This window comes from Alloyangia pacifica (assembly GCF_900116195.1).
Taxonomy (GTDB): Bacteria; Pseudomonadota; Alphaproteobacteria; order Rhodobacterales; family Rhodobacteraceae; genus Salipiger; species Salipiger pacificus.
This window is the reverse complement of the sequence record NZ_FOZW01000004.1, coordinates 107,732-124,931: the sequence shown is the minus strand read 5'-3', so window position 1 is coordinate 124,931 and position 17,200 is coordinate 107,732. Positions and strand designations below refer to the sequence as shown.

The following is a 17,200-nucleotide window of genomic DNA, read 5'->3' as shown; positions in this document are numbered from 1 at the left end:
CTTTCTCCATGGCCAAGCAGCTCGATTATCACACGATCCGCGAGATCTTCACCCGCTTTCATGCCTCCGAGCCGGAGCCGAAGGGCGAACTCGATCACGTCAATGCCTACACGCTGGTGGTGGCCGTGGCGCTTTCGGCGCAGGCGACCGACATCGGGGTGAACCGCGCCACGCACGAGCTTTTCAAGATCGCCGACACGCCCGAGAAGATGCTGGCGCTTGGCGAGGAGACCCTGATCGAGCACATCAAGACCATCGGGCTCTATCGCAACAAGGCCAAGAACGTCATCAAGCTGTCGAAGATCCTCGTCGAGGACTACGGCGGCGAGGTGCCCTGCTCGCGCGCCGCGCTCGAAAGCCTGCCTGGCGTCGGGCGCAAGACCGCCAACGTGGTGCTGAACATGTGGTGGCACTACCCGGCGCAGGCGGTCGATACCCATATCTTCCGCTTCGGCAACCGCTCGGGGGTCTGCCCGGGCAAGGACGTTGTCGCCGTCGAGCGCGCCATCGAAGACAATATCCCCGTGGATTTCCAGCAGCATGCGCATCACTGGATGATCCTGCACGGGCGCTACACCTGCGTCGCGCGCAAGCCCAAGTGCGGGGCTTGCCTGATCCGCGACCTCTGCCAGTTCGAGGAAAAGACATTATGAAAAAGTACCAGGTTGTCGGCATCGGCAACGCCATCGTCGACGTGCTGACCCGGGCGGATGACTCGTTCCTCGAGCACATGGGCATCACCAAGGGCATCATGCAGCTGATCGAGCGCGACCGCGCCGAGGTGCTCTACGGCGCCATGGAGGGCCGCGTTCAGGCACCTGGCGGCTCGGTGGCCAACACGCTGGCGGGTCTCGGAAACCTCGGGCTGCGCACCGCCTTCATCGGCCGGGTGCATGACGACGCGCTTGGACGCTTCTACGCCGAGGCGATGGAGAAGGACGGCACCGCCTTCGTCAACCCGCCGGTGCCAGGCGGCGAGCTGCCGACCTCGCGCTCGATGATCTTCGTCTCACCCGACGGCGAGCGGTCGATGAACACCTACCTCGGCATCTCCGCCGAGCTGGGGCCGGATGATGTCGACGAAGCCGTGGCCGCGAACGCCGAGATCGTCTTCCTCGAGGGCTATCTCTTCGACAAGGACAAGGGCAAGGACGCCTTCATCCGCCTCGCCCGCGCCTGCCGCGCGGCGGGCGGCAAGGCGGGGATCGCCATCTCTGATCCGTTCTGCGTCGAGCGCCACCGCGAGGACTTCCTGCAGCTCATCGAGCACGAGATGGACTATGTGATCGGCAACGAGGCCGAGATCCGTTCGCTCTACCAGGACAATTCTCTGGAAGCCGACCTCGCGCGCGTCGCGTCGATCTGCCCGCTGGTGATTTGCACCCGCTCGGGCGACGGGGTGACCATCGTCAAGGACGGCGTGCGCACCGACGTGCCGGTGACCAAGATCGTCCCGATCGACGCCACCGGTGCCGGGGATCAGTTCGCCGCCGGTTTCCTCTACGGCCTTGCCACCGGCACCGACATGGCCACCGCCGGCCGCATGGGAACCGTGGCGGCGACCGAGGTGATCAGCCACATGGGCCCGCGCCCCGAGGCCAGCCTGCCCAAGCTTTTCCGCGAGGCGGGCCTCATCTGAGCCCCGTCAAGGCGGTTCCGGCACGCTGCGCGGGGCCGATGCCTTGGTGAACAGCAACGGGCCTCGCCGGCATTGACCGGCGGGGCCCGTTCCATTTTCCGAACCTTGGCCAGAGCTGGCAGGCTTCCGGGGCATGCCCGCAAAAGAGACGGCGATGCAGACCCCACGCTGCCTCGCGATGGAGACGTCAAGCGGCCGCCAGCGGATCGCGCGCCAAGACGGTGACCTTAGTGCCCGAGCGATCCAGCGAGTCCACCTCCCGGTAGCCGAGACGCGTGGCAAGGCGGTGCGACGCCGCGTTGCCCTCGGCGATCAGGCAGGCAGTGCGGCCGCCGCCCCCACGGTCGAACGCGGCCAGTGCCAAGGCGGCGGCCTCCCGCGCGTAGCCGCGCCCGTGGACCTCCGCGCGCAGCGTCCAGGTGATCTCCACCGAGGTTCCCGCGTTCGGTCCGAGCGGGCGCTCGAAACGGGCAAGACCGGTCTTTCCGACGTAGGTACCGCTCGCACGGTCCAGGATGCTGTACTGCCCGAAGCCCTCCAGCGCCCAATGGCCGCAATCGCGCAGGAAGCGCGCCCAGGCCTCGGCCCGTCCCAGCACCCCGCCGATGTGCCGGGTGACCTCGGCATCGGCGAACATGGCGGCAAAGGGCTCGAAGTCCCCGGCGACGGGCGGCCGCAGAAGCAGGCGGTCACTCTCCAGCATCACGCTTCCTACGACACAGGCGGCAGGCCCGGCCACGGCCTTTCCGGCACGCCGGGCGCTCAGTGCGCCTCGGCCCAGTTCCTGCCCTGCCCGGCGTCGACCACCAGCGGCACGTCGAGCTTCACCACCGGCTCGGCGGCGCCTTCCATGATCTCGCGCGCCGTGGCGATGAGCTTGTCGACGCCCTCCTCGGCGACCTCGAAGATCAGTTCGTCGTGCACCTGCAGCAGCATCTTGGCGGGCAAACCCTCAATGGCGGCGGGCATGCGGATCATCGCCCGGCGGATGATGTCCGCCGCCGTGCCCTGGATCGGCGCGTTGATCGCGGCGCGGCGGGCGAAACCGGCGTGCGGGCCCTTGGCGTTGATCTCCGGCGTGTGGATCACCCGGCCGAAGAGTGTCTCGACGCGATCATGTTCCTTGGCGAAGGCGATGGTGTCATCCATGTAGGTCTTGATGCCCGGGAAACGCTCGAAGTAGCGGTCGATGAAGGCCTGCGCCTCGCCGCGCGGGATGCGCAGGTTGCGCGCAAGGCCGAAGCCGGAGATGCCGTAGATCACGCCGAAGTTGATCGCCTTGGCGCGGCGGCGAATGTCCGGGGTCATCTCTTCCATCGGCACGCCGAACATCTCGGAAGCGGTCATCGCGTGGATGTCCTGCCCGTCGCGGAAGGCCTGCTTCAGTGCGTCGATCCCCGCCATATGGGCAAGGATGCGCAGCTCGATCTGGCTGTAGTCGAGCGAGACGATGACCTTGCCCTCGGGCGCGACGAAGGCCTCGCGGATGCGCCGCCCCTCTTCCGAGCGCACCGGGATGTTCTGCAGGTTCGGCTCGGTCGAGGCGAGGCGCCCGGTGTTGGCCCCGGCGATGGAATAGGAGGTATGGACGCGCCCGGTTTCGGGGTTGATGTGCTCCTGCAGCGCGTCGGTGTAGGTCGACTTCAGCTTCTGCAGCTGGCGGTAGTCCAGCACGCGCGCGGCGAAGTCATGCTCGGTCGCGAGATCTTCAAGAACCTCGGCAGGGGTGGACCATGCCCCGGTCTTGGTTTTCTTGCCGCCCTCGAGCCCCATCTCGGCAAAGAGGATCTCGCCGACCTGCGCCGGGGAGTTGACGTTGAACGGATGCCCCGCCAGCTCGTGCAGCTCGGCCTCGAGCCCCGCCATCTTCTGCGCAAAGGCGGTGGACATGCGCGACAGCGTGTTCCGGTCGACCTGCACGCCGGCCATCTCCATCTCGGCCAGCACCGGCACCAGCGGGCGCTCGGTGCCCTCGTAGACCCGGGTTACGCGGGTCTGGTGCAGCCGCGGCTTCAGCAACTTCCACAGGCGCAGGGTGATGTCGGCATCCTCGGCGGCGTATTTCACCGCGTCCTCGATCGGCACCCGGTCGAAGGTGATCATCTTCTTGCCCGAGCCGAGCAGGTCCTTGATCGGGATCGGCACGTGGCCGAGGTAGCGCTCGGACAGCGCGTCCATACCGTGATTGTGCAGCCCGGCGTTGAGCGCATAGGAGATCAGCATGGTATCGTCGATCGGCGCGACGCCGATGCCGTAACGCGAGAGCACCTTGGCATCGTATTTCATGTTCTGGCCGATCTTCATCACCGCCGGGTCTTCAAGCAGCGGTTTCAGCAGATCCAGCGCCTCGTTCATCGCCATCTGCCCTTCGGCAAGATCATCCGAGCCGAAGAGATCCGCCTCGCCCCCTGCCGCGCGATGCGCCAGCGGGATGTAGCAGGCCTGCCCCGGCTCGATGGCCAGCGAGACGCCGACCAGCTCGCAGGTCATCTCGTTGAGGCCTGTGGTTTCGGTGTCCACCGCCACCCAGCCGCGCTGGCGCGCCTGAGCGATCCACGGCGCGAGATCGGTAGCGCTCTTCACCCAAGTGTAGGCGGAGGGGTCGATGGGCGGCATCTCGGGGGCCTCGGGCGCAGCGGAGCCCGGGGTCGCGGCCGCCGGGGCCTTCGCCTCGGTGATCACCGGCGCCTCGGCTCCGAGCGCATTGGCAATGCGCTTGGTGAGGGTGGAGAATTCCATCTCGGCGAGGAAGGCGAGCAGCTTTTCGGGATCGGGCTCCTTCACCTCGAGATCGTCGAGGGTGAAGTCGAGCGGCGTGTTGCAGTCCAGCTGCACCAGCTTCTTCGACAGCTCGATCTGGTCGCGCTTCTCGATCAGCGTCTCGCGGCGTTTCGGCTGCTTGATCTCGCCCGCGCGGTCGAGCAGCTCCTCGAGCGAGCCGTACTCATTGATCAGCAGCGCCGCGGTCTTGATGCCGATGCCGGGCGCGCCCGGCACGTTGTCGACCGAGTCGCCGGCCAGCGCCTGCACGTCGACCACCCGCTCGGGGCCGACGCCGAACTTCTCGATCACCCCGTCGCGGTCGATGCGGCGGTTCTTCATCGCATCGAGCATCTCGACGCCATCACCAACGAGCTGCATCAGGTCCTTGTCGGAGGAGATGATCGTCACGCGGCCTCCCGCATCCCGCGCTTGGCACGAGAGCGTCGCGATGATGTCGTCGGCCTCGTACCCCTCAAGCTCCTTGCAAGCGATATTGAAGGCGATGGTGGCGGTACGGGTCAGTGGGATCTGCGGTCGCAGGTCCTCGGGCATCGCCTCGCGGTTGGCCTTGTAAAGGTCGTAGAGGTCATTGCGGAAGGTATGGCTGCCCTTGTCGAAGATCACCGCGACGTGGGTCGGCGCGTCAGGGCCGGAGCTGTCCTCGACGTATTTCTGCAGCATGTTGCAAAAGCCGCTGACCGCGCCGATCGGCAGCCCGTCGGACTTGCGGGTGAGCGGCGGCAGCGCGTGGTAGGCCCGGAAGATGAAGGCCGAACCGTCGATCAGATGCAGGTGGCAGCCCTTGCCGAACTGGGTCATGGTGGCGTCTCCTTGGCCTTCGCGCTTTTGCAAGGGTTTGCCACGGGCGCGCGCAGGGTGCCAGAGGCGATCGCGGCGCGGGCGGATCCGGGCGCCCGCCGGGCGGGTCGCGTCGCGGAAAATGGGGGCGCTGCCCCCGCCCGCCTGCGGCGGCCTCCCCCGGGATATTTTGACCATGTGGAAATCCGGGAGCACCGCCGGGCTTCCACATGGTCAAAATATCCCCGCCGGAGGCATCCGGCGGTGCCGCCCGTGGCGCGCTCAGGGCCGTTCGCGCAACCGTGCCTCGAGCCGCCGCAGCAGTAGCGAAAGGCTGATGGTCATCGTCAGGTAGATCAGCGCAACCACGTTGTAGGTCTCGAAATAGCGGAAATTGCCTGCCGCGGTGACCTTGCCCAGCTGCGTGACGTCGAGCACCCCCAGCACCGACACCAGGGAACTGTCCTTCACCATGGCGACAAAATCATTGCCGAGCGGCGGCAGGATGGTGCGGATCGCCTGTGGCAGCACGATCAGTCGGAACACCTGAAACCGGCTCAGACCGAGCGCCTCGGCGGCCTCGATCTGCCCCTCTTCGACCGACAGCAAGCCGGCGCGGAAGACCTCGGCGATGAAGGCCGAATACCCGATGGTCAGCGCCAGGATCGCCCGCCACAGCAGCGAGAAATCCCGCACCCGGATCGGCTCGATCCCCAACTGCGCCGCCAGCCAGTTCCAGCCTGCCACGAGCGCCGGTGCCAGCACGAAGGCGACGTAGAGCAGCAGCACGAGGATCGGGATGCCACGCAGGATCTCTGTATAGAAGCGCGCGATCTGGCGCAGGATCAGGCTGCGCGACAGCGACATGAGCGCCACGCCCATGCCGATGAGCGACGCCAGCGCGAAGCCCACCAGCGTGACGAAGACGGTGATCTGCACGCCCTTCGAGAGCGTGCGCAGAACCTGCGACTGCACCTCGTCGGTGAGCACCGCGCCATAGGCCAGCAGCGCCAGTGCCCCGGTGGCCACCAGCCACCAGGGGAAGTCCTTCTTGGTCTGCGGTCTCATGCGGTGCGGATAGGGTTCATTCGCCCATCTTGTAGTCGAGGAACCAAGTCTTGTTCAGCGCCTCAAGCGTGCCATCGGCGGCCATCGCCGCGATCGCCGCGTTGATCGACGCCACCAGGTCCGAGCCCTTGGGGAAGATAAAGCCGAAATCTTCCGAGCCGAGCTTCTCGCCGACGATCTTCAGTGCGCCCTCGGAGGCGGCCACGTAGCCCTCGCCCGCGGTCCCATCGGTGAGCACGAGGTCCACATCGCCCGTGCGCAGCGCCTGCACGCTGGCGCCGAAGGTCTCGAAAAGGGTGATGCGCGGGGTCTGCTCGTTGCCGTCCAGCACGTCGTAGACCCCGACGTAGAAGGGCGTGGTGCCCGGCTGGGCGCCCATCAGCAGGTCCTCGTCGGCAGCAAAGGAGGCGGCATCATCGAAGCGATCTTCGTCGCCGCGCACCAGCATGACCATTTCCGAGCGCATGTAGGGCTCTGAGAAATCGACCATCTCGGCACGGTCCTCGCGGATGGTGATGCCGGTCATGCCGAGATCGAACTGCCCCTCGCTCACCGCCGGGATCATCGCGTCCCAGGAGATGTTCTCGTAGGTGACCGTCATGTTGAGCCGCTCGGCGATCTCGTCCATGGCGTCATATTCCCAGCCGATCGCGTCACCGCTCTCGGGGTCGATGAACTGCAGCGGCGGGTAGGCGTTCTCGGTGACCACCACGACCTCGCGCCCCTGCAGGTCGGGCAGGTCCTGTGCCAGGAGCGGCGTGGCGGCGAGCAGCGCGCCGGCGGCAGACGCGAGAGCAAGGGGCTTGAACATCGGGGGAACCTCTCCGGAAATCTTTTGTTGTGGCGCCAGTATGGCGCGCGGCGATCACTTGGCAAGATCGCGCCGGGCCGGCCTCCGCAGGGTCAAGCGGCGGGCTCAGCCCACCGTGCCGCAGACCGGGCAGTCCGCGCGCCGCCTGAGGGTGATCTTGCGGGTCTCCCCCCAGAGCGCGTCGTAGATCAGCATCTCGCCCAGCAGAGGCTGCCCCGCCCCGGCGATCAGCTTCACCGCCTCCACCGCCATCATCGCCCCAACCACACCCGGCAGCGGTCCCAGCACCCCGGCCTGCGCGCAGCTCGGCGCCAGCCCCGGCGCGGCGGCCACAGGGAAGAGGCACTGGTAGCAGGGTGCCCCGCGCGCCGGATCGAAGACCGAGACCTGCCCTTCCCACTGGCTGAGCGCGCCTGAAACCAGCGGCTTGCCCTGTCGCACCGCCTCGCGGTTCACCAGGTAGCGGGTGTCGGTGTCGTCGGTGCCGTCGAGGATCACGTCGTACTCCGCGACCAACTCGCCGGCGATCTCCGGGTCCATGCGGCGATTATAGGGTTTCACCGTGATGTAGGGATTCTGCGCTTCCATTGCCGCCTGTGCCGAGAAGACCTTCGGCATGCCGATGCGCGCATCGGTATGGATCACCTGCCGCTGCAGGTTGGCGTTCTCGACCACGTCGTCGTCGATCACCCCGATGGTGCCCGTGCCCGCCGCCGCGAGGTATTGCAGCGCCGGCGCGCCGAGCCCGCCTGCACCGACAACCAGCACCTTGGCTTCGCGCAGCTTCTTCTGTCCCGGCCCGCCCAGCTCGCGCAGTACGATGTGGCGGGCGTAGCGCTCAAGCTCGCTCTCGGTCATCCGGTCGGGCTTGGCAGGCACCTCGGCGGCGCGCGCCGCCTCGCCTGCCTGCGCCCGCGCCCTCACCCGGCGCAGAACAAGCGCATAGGCCAGCGCCAGCGCCACGAAGCCGCCGAGGATCAGCCAGAGCGCCGGGCTGCCGCCGGTGATCTGGCGCAACCCGTGGCCCTCCGGAAGAGCCACCTGGATCATCAGAACGATGACGTAGAGCAGTCCCAGCAGGTAGAGGCGCGCCACCTTGGAGGCGCCGAGCAGATGCCCGAGCCCCCAGATTGCCGCGCCAATGCCCAGCACCAGCAGCATCAGCGCGTGCCCGTCGAGCCGAAGCCCCCCTCGCCGCGCAGCGTTTCCGGCAGACTTTCGACCAGCTCGAAGGCGCTCTGCACCACGGGCGCGACGATCATCTGCGCGATGCGCTCGCCATGCGCCACGGTGAAGCTCTCCTGCCCGGCGTTCATCACGATGACCCCGAGCGGGCCGCGGTAGTCGCTGTCGATGGTGCCCGGCGTGTTGGGCAGGGTGATGCCATGCTTCAGCGCCAGCCCCGAGCGTGGACGGATCTGCACCTCGTAGCCCTCGGGGATCGCCATGCGCAGCCCGGTCGGAATGAGCGCGCGCGCCCCCGGCGCCAGCACGACCTCGCCGCGGTCGGGAAAGTTCGCCCGCAGGTCTGCCCCCGCCGCCCCGGCGCTCGCGTAATGCGGCAGCCCCAGCTCCCGGTCCGCCCCCTCGTCCCACATCATCGCCACAGAAACCACTGCTTGTCCTTTCCTTGTCGCGGCGCGTCGGCCTTGCGCGGCCCCGCCCCTTTCATCTTTCCAAAAATACTCAACTCCGGCGCGGGCCGCGCGCGGGTCAGGTGCCGAGCGCCGCCGCGATCCGCGCCGCCAGCCGCGCCGCCACATCCCGCTTGCCCATGCGCGGCCAAACCTCGTTGCCCTCCCCGGAGATCAGGACGACCGCATTCTCACTGCCCCCCATGATGCCGGTCGCGGGCGAGACGTCATTGGCGACGATCCAGTCGCAGCCCTTGCGCGTCCGCTTGGCAGTGGCATTGGCCACAACGTCATCGGTCTCGGCGGCGAAGCCCACCACGAGGCCGGGCCGTCCCTCGGTCATCTGCGAGACCTCGGCGAGGATGTCGGGGTTCTCGGCGAACTCCAGCGTGGGCAGCTTCCCCGCCTGCTTCTTGATCTTCGAGCCGTTCTCCGCAGCCATCCGCCAGTCGGCCACGGCGGCGGCAAAGACCGCCGCCTCGGCGGGAAGCGCGGCCAGCGCGGCGGCGCGCATCTCGCGCGCGGTCTCGACCTCGATCACCTCGACACCCGCGGGCCGCGGCGCATCGGCGGGGCCGGTGACAAAGACCACCTCCGCCCCGAGATCGCGCAGCGCCTCGGCAATCGCCGTGCCCTGAGCGCCCGAAGAGCGGTTGGCAATGTAGCGCACAGGATCGATGGGTTCATGCGTCGGCCCCGAGGTGACCAGCACTCGGCGCCCCTTCAGCGGCCCGTCTGCCAGCGCGACCTCGATGGCCGCGAGGATTTCCATCGGCTCTGCCAGCCGACCGGGCCCGAACTCGCCGCAGGCCATGTCGCCGTCGTTGGGGCCGGCCACGCGCACGCCATCACCCTGCAGAAGCTTGAGATTTCGCTGCGTAGCGGGGTGCTGCCACATGCGCACGTTCATCGCCGGGGCGATCAGCACAGGCGCGTCGGTGGCCAGCAGCAATGTCGAGGCAAGGTCCCCCGCGAACCCCTGTGCCATCTTTGCCATGAGGTCCGCCGTCGCCGGAGAGACCACCACCAGATCGGCCACGCGGCTGAGCTGGATGTGCCCCATCTCGGCTTCCTTGGTCAGGTCGAAGAGATCGCGGTGCACCTCTTCGCCGGCCAGCGCCGAGACCGAGAGCGGCGTGACGAACTCCTCCGCCGCGCGGGTCATCACCGGGGTCACCGCGGCGCCGCGCTCGCGCAAACGCCGGATCAGCTCCAGCGACTTGTAGGCTGCGATGCCGCCGCCGATGATCAGAAGTATCCGCTTGCCGGAAAGCATGATGCCGCGCCCCTCGCCACCGGGGCCGCCTGCCCCGCCTTTCGGCCCCAAGTGTTAGAGGCCGCGCCGGGAAAACTCAATCCGCCCCGCCACGTCGAAGCAAGGCGGATCAGTTGCTCTGCGGCATCTGGAAGTCTTCGCAGGGATCGCCGCGCTCCACCGGCGTGCTCTCCTCGACCAGATCGAAGCCACCGTCCGGGGCTCCCTGTCCGGTCTCACCCTGCCCGAGCGCCGCCACAGAGACCTCGCCCGCGGCCCTCGACAGCAGTGCGGGTGCGCCCCAGTCCTTGCGCGCGTGGCCGTTGCCGGTGATCACCACCACCGGCCCGCCCAGATCGGCATAAGCCTCGAGCGCCGTCTCGGCCAGTCGCGCGTCGCGCAGGCGCTGGATGCCCACCATGGTGGGCAGCATCTCGAGCGGCAGCGCGTCGCAATGCGCCGCCATCTGCAGTTGCTGGCGTGCCGCGTCCTCTTCAGGGTCGAGCGGCTCGTCCAGCCCGTAGAAGCCGGCGCTCGGACCGAAGACCTTGGTCAGGTCGCCCTCGCCGAGCGCACGGGCCTCTTCGCGCGGCAGTTCCGCGCCGAAAATCTTCGCCTCGGGAGCCGCGGCGAAGATCGGATAGTACATGGAAAAATCCGGCCAGCCGCTGTCGTTCCAACCGAGTGCCGCTTCCAGCGACGCCTCGTCGCCGGCCAGCTCAGGCGTCACTTGCGCCGCCTGCTCCGGGGACAGCATCTCGAAGACCAGCGCCACCGGCTTGATCTGCGCCACCAGCTCGGCCTGCCGCGCATGGTGCGCCGGGTTGTCATGGGTTTCCCCCAGAAACACCACATCCGCCCCCAAAAGGGCGGATGTGCCATCCTGCGGAGAGACAGGGTCTTGCTGCGCGAGAGAGGGCGCAGCGAGAGAGATCAGGGTCAGAACAAGGGCTCGCGTCATGCGAGGAAGTGTTGCACCTCGGTCGACTGGGACTCAAGCGACTTGCGCATCTTGGCAAAGGCCGCCGCCTCGAGCTGACGCACCCGCTCCTTCGACAAACCCAGTTCCTGGCCAAGGCTTTCCAGCGTCCGGGTCTCGTCGCGCAGCTTGCGCTCGCGGACAATGAACCTTTCGCGATCATTCAGCGAGGTCATCGCGGTGACCAGCCATTCACGCAGCTGGGCGTTGTCGAGCTTGCCCTCGACGAGGCTAGAACTCTGCTCACCCTCATCCTCGAGCGTGTCGATCCACTCGCGGCCGTCCTCGTCGGTGCTCTGCGTGGCGTTGAGCGAATAGTCTGAGCCCGAGAGCCGACCTTCCATCATCTCGACGTCGTGCAGCGGCACGCCGATCTCGGTGGCGATCATCTCGCGCAGCGTGTTGCGGTTCATCATCTCGCCGCGGGACGAAGCCTCGCGCTCGAGCCGGGCCTGAACGCGGCGCATGTTGAAAAACAGCGATTTCTGGGAGGAGGTGGAACCGGTGCGCACCATCGACCAGTTGCGCATCACGTAGTCCTGGATTGACGCCTTGATCCACCACACGGCGTAGGTCGAAAAGCGCACACCGCGGTCCGGATCGAACTTGTCGGCAGCCTTCATCAGGCCAAGCCCCGCTTCCTGAACGAGATCGTTCATCGGGGCCCCGTAGCGCTTGAACTTCGCGGCCATGGAAATCGCCAGCCTCATGTAGGCGTTGATCAGCCGGTGAAGGGCCTGCTCATCGCGCTGATCGCGCCAGGCGTAGGCCAGCTGAAGCTCGGTTTCCGCATCAAGCAGCTCTGCCTTCATGGCGCGGCGCGAGAGGGTCTGATCGTTGAAGGTCGAATCCAAAGCCATGCAAGGCCCCCGTTGGCTGGGCCGGGCGCGCCGGCCTCGTTACTCTTTGGTATAGTAACGACGCGTCACGGCATTTGGTTTCCGAGAAATTTTCACAGGCGAAGATCTGCGCCCCACCAGAGCTGGTAGAGCGAGCCAGGACAGGCCTTCGCTACAAGCATCGAGAGCGGTGGACACGCAACAAGATCGGGTAAGTCGATAACCCAATCTCTTGTTTTCGCGTGCGTATCCATGACTGCCCACAGCGCTGTTTCGCGCCGTCGCCTGCGCCGTCTTTCAAATTTAGGACAGCCTGAAAAATTTTCCACGCATCGGCAGATTCCCCCACAGCGGTTAACCGTTCATCAAGACCGCCGCCGCCATCTTGGCAGAAAAGGGCTGAAGGGGGAGCGCGGAGCATGGCGGCCTGCGCCTATACCGTCGCCTTCGACGGGGTCGAGGCGCGTCTCGTCGAAGTGCAGTGCGCCGTCACCCCGGGCGTGCCCGGCTTCGCCGTGGTCGGCCTCCCGGACAAGGCCGTGTCCGAGGCGCGCGAACGCATCCGCGCCGCGCTTCAGGCGCTGGCGATCGCCCTGCCGTCGAAGCGCATCACGGTAAACCTCTCGCCCGCGGATCTGCCGAAGGAGGGGTCGCATTTCGACCTGCCCATCGCACTCGGCCTGCTCGCTGCGCTCGAGGTAATCCCCGCGGACGAGGTGGCCGGCATCGTGGCGCTCGGCGAGCTGACCCTCGATGGCGCGCTCGTCGCCGTGCCTGGCGCCCTGCCCGCGGCAGTGACCGCCGCCGCCGAGGCGCGCAGTCTGCTCTGCCCCGCCGCCTGCGGCCCAGAAGCCGCCTGGGTCGAGGCCTGCCGCGTGCTGGCCGCCACGGATCTAACCCAGGCGATCCGCCATTTCACCGGCGCCGGACCAATCGAGCCGGCGCGCCCCGGTCTCGCCGAAGCCGCGCCTGGAGGACCGGACCTGCGCGATGTCGCCGGCCAAGAGCGCGCCAAGCGCGCGCTGGAGCTGGCAGCGGCGGGCCGCCACCACCTGCTGTTCACCGGGCCGCCCGGCACCGGCAAATCGATGCTCGCGCGCCGCCTGCCAGGCCTCATGCCACCTCTCGACCCCGCTGAGGCGCTGGAGACCGCGATGATCCGCTCGCTCGCGGGCGATCTCGCCGAAGGCAGGCTGACCATGAGCCGCCCTTTTCAACAGCCGCACCATACCGCCTCGACGGCAGCGCTGACCGGCGGCGGCCGCGCCGCGCGTCCGGGTCAGATCAGCCTCGCGCACAATGGCGTGCTCTTCATGGACGAGCTGCCCGAGTTTCCGCGCAACGTACTCGACAGCCTGCGCCAGCCGCTGGAGAGCGGCGAGATCACCGTCAGCCGCGCCAATGCCCATGTCACCTATCCCTGCCGCTTCCTGCTTGTCGCCGCCGCGAACCCCTGCAAATGCGGCATGGCCGGGGACCCGGCCCGCGCCTGCTCGCGCGCGCCTGTCTGCGCCGAGGACTATCTGGGGCGCATCTCCGGCCCACTCATGGACCGCTTCGACCTCCGGCTCGAGGTGCCCCCGGTCACGCTCGAGGACATGTCGCTGCCGCCCGTCGGCGAGGACAGCGCGACCGTCGCCGCGCGCGTTGCCACCGCGCGCGCCCGCCAAGCGACACGCTACGCCGGTCACCCGAGCCTGCGCACCAATGCCGATGTCGATGGCCGGCTGCTCGACGAGATCGCCACCCCCGACGCCGAGGGTCGCGCCCTGCTGCTGCGCGCCGCCGAACGATTCGGCCTGTCGATGCGCGGCTATCACCGGGTGCTGCGCGTCGCCCGGACCCTCGCCGACCTCTCCGGGGAAGACAGCTTGCGCCGCCCGCATGTGGCCGAAGCGCTGAGCTACCGGCTGGTCTCGCACAAGACGTCCTGAACGAAGCGCGCCGCACGGCGCAGGGTGGCCCGGGCTTCGGGGAGCCAGCCGTCGAACACCGGCCAGGCATGCGGGGCAAGGGGATGTGTCTCGACTTCGACCCGGGCACCCGCCGAACGCAGACGCGCCGCCATGCGTGCGCCGTCATCGGCGAGGATCTCGCTACCCGCCCAGCACAGGCGCACCGGCGGGCAGCCGGGAAAATCCGCGTAGAGTGGCGAGAGCCGGGGGTCCCGCCTTGGCAGGTCGCCCGCAACAATTTCCACCAGCTCCGAGATCCGCCCAACCGGCAGAAAGGGATCAGCGGCGGCGTTGCGCGCCAGGCTCTCGCCGGTCATTGCAAGATCGGTCCAGGGCGAGAAGACCACAGCCCCCGCCGGAGCCTCGCCGCGGATGCAGAGCACGGAAAGCAGTGCAAGGGCGAGCCCGCCCCCGGCGGAGTCCCCGGCAAGCACCACCTGCGGCGGCGCATAGCCGAGTCCGCGCAGCCGCCCCCAGGCGGCCGAGGCTGCCTCGAAGGGCGCCGGGAAGGGAAGGTTTTGGGCTAGAGGATAGTCCGGCGCACAGACCTCGACCCCGGAGAGCTTCGACAGGCGCCCCATGACGCCCTGGTGCGTGCGCGGATTTCCCGAAATATAGCCACCGCCGTGCAGGTAGAGGATTACCTGGCGAGGTGCGCAGGCCCCGGCGCTGATCCAATGCAGCCCGCCCGGCCGCTGCAGGTGCAGCAGATGGGCCGGCTGTCGCATCAGCAGCGGCGCATGGCGATCAAGGTCGCGGGCTGCCGCCTCCGGACACGGGGTACGGCCGAGCCGGGGCTTCGCGAGCAGCCGAAGCCCTGTGTTGAGCGCCGACAGCTGCCAACTCACCCCTGCACCAGCCTCAGGGGAGCTTGGCCTCGATCGCTTCCCAGATTTTCGCCGCGACGTTGATCCCGTCGAAACGTTCCAGTTCCTGAATACCGGTGGGCGAGGTCACGTTGATCTCGGTCAGCCAGTCGCCGATGACGTCGATACCGACGAAGACCTGACCCTTCTCCTTCAACACCGGGCCGATGGTGGCACAGATCTCGCGATCACGCTCGGTCAGCTCGACCTTCTCGGGGCGACCGCCAACGTGCATGTTCGAGCGCACCTCGCCCGCCGCGGGCACGCGGTTGATCGCCCCCACCGGCTCGCCGTCGATCAGGATCACGCGCTTGTCGCCCTTGCTCACCGCGGGAAGGTATTTCTGCACGATCAGCGGCTCACGCGAGAAACCTGTGAAAAGCTCGTGAAGCGAACTGAGGTTGCGATCGTTCTGATCAAGCCGGAACACGCCTGCCCCGCCGTTGCCGTAGAGCGGCTTGAGAATGACGTCCCCGTGCCGGGCCTTGAACTCCTTGATGGTCTCGAGGTCGCGCGCCACGGTCGTCGGCGGCGTCAACTCAGGGAAATTCAGCACCAAGAGCTTCTCCGGCGAATTGCGCACCCAGAAGGGATCATTCACCACCAGCGTCCCGGGTGCCAACCGGTCGAGAAGGTGCGTCGTGGTGATATAGTGCATGTCGAAAGGCGGGTCCTGACGCAGCCAGACCACGTCTACCTGTGCCAGGTCCACCACCTCGCGCGGCCCCAGCACCGCCGGCTGCCCGGCCACGCGCTGCACCGTCATCCAGTGGCCCCGCGCCGTGATGCGCCCTTCTTCGTAGGCAAGATCATCGGGCCCGTAGTAGAACAGCTCGTGGCCTCGCGCCTGAGCTTCCTCGGCAAGGCGGAAGGTACTGTCGGCGTCAATGTTCACGGACCCGATCGGGTCCATCTGAAAGGCGATTTTCATGTCGGTCTCCGCGCGTGGCTTTCGCCATACATGGCGCAGCGGCGCGCAAGGCGCAATGCCAGCGCCGATCCCGCGCGAAGCCTATGGGCCGAACGCCTTCTCGATCACCCGGATCATCCCGTGCCGGTCCAGCAGCGCCACATCGAAACGCATCGCGCTGAGCGCACCGAGCGGTTGCGTGCCGACGAATTCCTCCGCGCTTTTCTGAAGCCGGCGGATTTGTCGCCAGCGCAAGTGCTCCAGCGCCTGGTCGAAGCTCCGGCTTGCCTTCACCTCGACGAAGACGAAACCCTCCCCGTCGCGAAACACCAGGTCGATTTCACCGCTACGGCCGCGCCAGCGACGCCGCAACAGAGGATACCCGCGCCTTTCGTAGTCAGCCGCGACCTGCGTTTCCGCTGCCAGACCGGCGTGGTAGCTCATTTCCCCGCGGCACTGCCGACGCCGCTCTTCCGCGGCGGATCGGCGCGGCGGAAGGGACACGGGAACCGCCACGGGAGCGGCGAAATCAAACTCCATCTGAGACGGGTGAACCGACATGTCGCTCCCTTTTCCCTCCCCTGCCGTTGCCGCTCTTTCCGCTGCCGTTTGCACGCAGCTTTGACCCGCACGCTTCGGACCTGCCTGTACCGCCACCTGTGGCGGAGGCACGCAGACTGCACGCCAAGTACTTCGCGCACCTTGAACGTTGCGCATCAAACGTTGCGCATCATAAACATTGCACGCCTCACCCCTGCCCTGCCCAAGCGGCGCACAGGGCCGGACAGTCCCGGGCGTCCTCAGCCGCGCGCCTTCGCGAGCTTGAGCGCGAGCTGATACACCGGACGACGCGCGATCCCATTGGCCTGCGCAACATAGTCGGCGGCATCCCGCACAGACATTTCGTCAAGTGCTGCAGACAATTCGTCTTCTAAATCAGATTCGCTAATTTTTTCCGAATCTCCCTTGCCGATCAGCACCACGATCTCGCCTTTCGGCGGGGTCTCGGCATAGACCTCGGCAAGCTCTTCCAAGGTGCCCTCGCGCACCTCCTCGAACTTCTTGGTCAACTCGCGGCAGACGGCTGCGCGCCGAGCCCCGCCGAGCGCCATTGCGGCATCTGCCAGCATCGCTCCCAGGCGCTTGGGCGACTCGTAGAAGGCCAGCGTGGCCGCCTCCTGTTTCAGCGCCGCCAGCGCGTTGCGCCGCGCACCCTTGGCGTTGGGCAGGAAGCCGGCAAAGAGAAAGCGATCTGTCGGCAGCCCCGCCAGGGTCAGCGCGGTAACCACCGCCGAGACGCCCGGCGCGGCGGTCACCAGGTGCCCCTCCCCGCGCGCGGCCCGCGCCAGATCGAAGCCCGGGTCCGAGATCATCGGCGTGCCGGCCTCCGAAGCATAGGCAACGGATTTTCCCTCTGCCATCAGCGCCATCAGCCGCGGTCGCATCTTCGCACCGTTGTGGTCGTGATAGGCCAGACAGGGCCGGTCCCCGAGCGGGATGCCGAGGATCTCCATCAGCCGCTTGAGGCTGCGCGTATCCTCCGCCGCCAGCACGTCTGCGGCGCGCAGCACGTCGATCGCCCGCAGCGTGATGTCGCGCGCGTTTCCGATTGGCGTGGAAACCAGGTAGAGCCCCGGCACCAAACCGCTTCTTTCGGGATTCATCACTGGACCCGATCCCCCG

The 17,200-nt window shown here is 67.5% G+C and carries 16 protein-coding genes; 3 read left to right on the top strand and 13 right to left on the bottom strand.

Features of this window, described 5'->3' with window-relative positions:
* Positions 1-8: 8 nt before the first annotated feature.
* Positions 9-653, top strand: coding sequence for an endonuclease III (gene nth / locus BM397_RS10090; RefSeq protein ID WP_092423523.1), 645 nt, complete (start codon positions 9-11; stop codon positions 651-653).
* The gene (locus BM397_RS10085; protein ID WP_092423521.1) at positions 650-1,639 is read left to right on the top strand and encodes an adenosine kinase; all 990 of its coding nucleotides are present in this window, start codon (positions 650-652) and stop codon (positions 1,637-1,639) included. The genes nth and BM397_RS10085 overlap by 4 nt, the downstream gene beginning before the upstream one ends.
* 187 nt (positions 1,640-1,826) lie before the next feature.
* Here BM397_RS10085 and BM397_RS10080 read toward each other — a convergent pair whose 3' ends face one another.
* The 9 genes from BM397_RS10080 to BM397_RS10040 form a co-directional block, all read right to left on the bottom strand.
* Positions 1,827-2,342: a GNAT family N-acetyltransferase gene (locus tag BM397_RS10080; protein ID WP_092423518.1), complete on the bottom strand. Its 516-nt coding sequence runs from the start codon at positions 2,340-2,342 to the stop codon at positions 1,827-1,829.
* Positions 2,343-2,401: 59 nt separating this feature from the next.
* Positions 2,402-5,221 (bottom strand): DNA polymerase I, encoded by a 2,820-nt coding sequence (gene polA, locus BM397_RS10075; RefSeq protein WP_092423516.1) that lies wholly within the window; start codon positions 5,219-5,221, stop codon positions 2,402-2,404.
* A 261-nt stretch (positions 5,222-5,482) separates the two neighbouring features.
* Positions 5,483-6,268 carry an amino acid ABC transporter permease gene (locus BM397_RS10070; RefSeq protein ID WP_092423513.1) on the bottom strand — a complete coding sequence of 262 codons (786 nt, stop codon included), beginning with the start codon at positions 6,266-6,268 and terminating at the stop codon, positions 5,483-5,485.
* 16 nt (positions 6,269-6,284) lie between these two features.
* Positions 6,285-7,079, bottom strand: coding sequence for a transporter substrate-binding domain-containing protein (locus BM397_RS10065; RefSeq protein WP_092423511.1), 795 nt, complete (start codon positions 7,077-7,079; stop codon positions 6,285-6,287).
* 105 nt (positions 7,080-7,184) lie between these two features.
* Positions 7,185-8,240: a HesA/MoeB/ThiF family protein gene (locus BM397_RS10060; protein ID WP_092423509.1), complete on the bottom strand. Its 1,056-nt coding sequence runs from the start codon at positions 8,238-8,240 to the stop codon at positions 7,185-7,187.
* Complete coding sequence (dut, locus tag BM397_RS10055; RefSeq protein WP_425425931.1) at positions 8,240-8,677, bottom strand: dUTP diphosphatase; 438 nt, start codon at positions 8,675-8,677, stop codon at positions 8,240-8,242. Before dut ends, BM397_RS10060 begins: the two co-directional genes overlap by 1 nt.
* Positions 8,678-8,792: 115 nt before the next feature.
* The gene (gene coaBC, locus BM397_RS10050; protein ID WP_092423505.1) at positions 8,793-9,989 is read right to left on the bottom strand and encodes a bifunctional phosphopantothenoylcysteine decarboxylase/phosphopantothenate--cysteine ligase CoaBC; all 1,197 of its coding nucleotides are present in this window, start codon (positions 9,987-9,989) and stop codon (positions 8,793-8,795) included.
* A 109-nt stretch (positions 9,990-10,098) separates the two neighbouring features.
* Positions 10,099-10,929, bottom strand: coding sequence for a ChaN family lipoprotein (locus BM397_RS10045; protein WP_092423503.1), 831 nt, complete (start codon positions 10,927-10,929; stop codon positions 10,099-10,101).
* Positions 10,926-11,807, bottom strand: a complete 882-nt coding sequence (locus BM397_RS10040) for an RNA polymerase factor sigma-32 (protein ID WP_092423501.1) — start codon at positions 11,805-11,807, stop codon at positions 10,926-10,928. The genes BM397_RS10045 and BM397_RS10040 overlap by 4 nt, the downstream gene beginning before the upstream one ends.
* Positions 11,808-12,205: 398 nt before the next feature.
* Here BM397_RS10040 and BM397_RS10035 point away from each other — a divergent pair, with 398 nt between their 5' ends.
* The gene (locus BM397_RS10035) at positions 12,206-13,720 is read left to right on the top strand and encodes a YifB family Mg chelatase-like AAA ATPase (RefSeq protein WP_092423499.1); all 1,515 of its coding nucleotides are present in this window, start codon (positions 12,206-12,208) and stop codon (positions 13,718-13,720) included.
* On the opposite strand, the gene BM397_RS10030 is transcribed toward BM397_RS10035, so the two are convergent.
* The 4 genes from BM397_RS10030 to rsmI all read right to left on the bottom strand — a co-directional run bounded on the left by BM397_RS10030 (position 13,690) and on the right by rsmI (position 17,181).
* A complete protein-coding gene (locus tag BM397_RS10030) occupies positions 13,690-14,589 on the bottom strand; it encodes an alpha/beta hydrolase fold domain-containing protein (RefSeq protein WP_092423497.1) in 900 nt (299 codons plus the stop codon). The two genes, BM397_RS10035 and BM397_RS10030, sit on opposite strands and share 31 nt — an antisense overlap.
* 13 nt (positions 14,590-14,602) lie before the next feature.
* Entirely contained in the window at positions 14,603-15,538 is a 936-nt protein-coding gene (gshB, locus tag BM397_RS10025; RefSeq protein WP_092423495.1) for a glutathione synthase, read from the bottom strand.
* Between the two features lie 81 nt (positions 15,539-15,619).
* Entirely contained in the window at positions 15,620-15,961 is a 342-nt protein-coding gene (locus BM397_RS10020) for a YraN family protein (protein WP_245696039.1), read from the bottom strand.
* Positions 15,962-16,317: 356 nt separating this feature from the next.
* Positions 16,318-17,181 carry a 16S rRNA (cytidine(1402)-2'-O)-methyltransferase gene (rsmI, locus tag BM397_RS10015; protein WP_092423491.1) on the bottom strand — a complete coding sequence of 288 codons (864 nt, stop codon included), beginning with the start codon at positions 17,179-17,181 and terminating at the stop codon, positions 16,318-16,320.
* Positions 17,182-17,200 lie beyond the last annotated feature (19 nt).

Bases quoted from the DNA above. Each gene is read 5' to 3' on its own strand.
- rsmI (WP_092423491.1), bottom strand. From the start codon at position 17,181: ATGAATCCCGAAAGAAGCGGTTTGGTGCCGGGGCTCTACCTGGTTTCC.
- BM397_RS10070 (WP_092423513.1), bottom strand. From the start codon at position 6,268: ATGAGACCGCAGACCAAGAAGGACTTCCCCTGGTGGCTGGTGGCCACC.
- BM397_RS10080 (WP_092423518.1), bottom strand. From the start codon at position 2,342: ATGCTGGAGAGTGACCGCCTGCTTCTGCGGCCGCCCGTCGCCGGGGAC.
- BM397_RS10085 (WP_092423521.1), top strand. From the start codon at position 650: ATGAAAAAGTACCAGGTTGTCGGCATCGGCAACGCCATCGTCGACGTG.
- nth (WP_092423523.1), top strand. From the start codon at position 9: ATGGCCAAGCAGCTCGATTATCACACGATCCGCGAGATCTTCACCCGC.
- coaBC (WP_092423505.1), bottom strand. From the start codon at position 9,989: ATGCTTTCCGGCAAGCGGATACTTCTGATCATCGGCGGCGGCATCGCA.
- polA (WP_092423516.1), bottom strand. From the start codon at position 5,221: ATGACCCAGTTCGGCAAGGGCTGCCACCTGCATCTGATCGACGGTTCG.
- BM397_RS10040 (WP_092423501.1), bottom strand. From the start codon at position 11,807: ATGGCTTTGGATTCGACCTTCAACGATCAGACCCTCTCGCGCCGCGCC.
- BM397_RS10065 (WP_092423511.1), bottom strand. From the start codon at position 7,079: ATGTTCAAGCCCCTTGCTCTCGCGTCTGCCGCCGGCGCGCTGCTCGCC.
- gshB (WP_092423495.1), bottom strand. From the start codon at position 15,538: ATGAAAATCGCCTTTCAGATGGACCCGATCGGGTCCGTGAACATTGAC.
- BM397_RS10045 (WP_092423503.1), bottom strand. From the start codon at position 10,929: ATGACGCGAGCCCTTGTTCTGACCCTGATCTCTCTCGCTGCGCCCTCT.
- BM397_RS10020 (WP_245696039.1), bottom strand. From the start codon at position 15,961: ATGAGCTACCACGCCGGTCTGGCAGCGGAAACGCAGGTCGCGGCTGAC.
- BM397_RS10060 (WP_092423509.1), bottom strand. From the start codon at position 8,240: ATGCTGCTGGTGCTGGGCATTGGCGCGGCAATCTGGGGGCTCGGGCAT.
- BM397_RS10035 (WP_092423499.1), top strand. From the start codon at position 12,206: ATGGCGGCCTGCGCCTATACCGTCGCCTTCGACGGGGTCGAGGCGCGT.
- dut (WP_425425931.1), bottom strand. From the start codon at position 8,677: ATGTGGGACGAGGGGGCGGACCGGGAGCTGGGGCTGCCGCATTACGCG.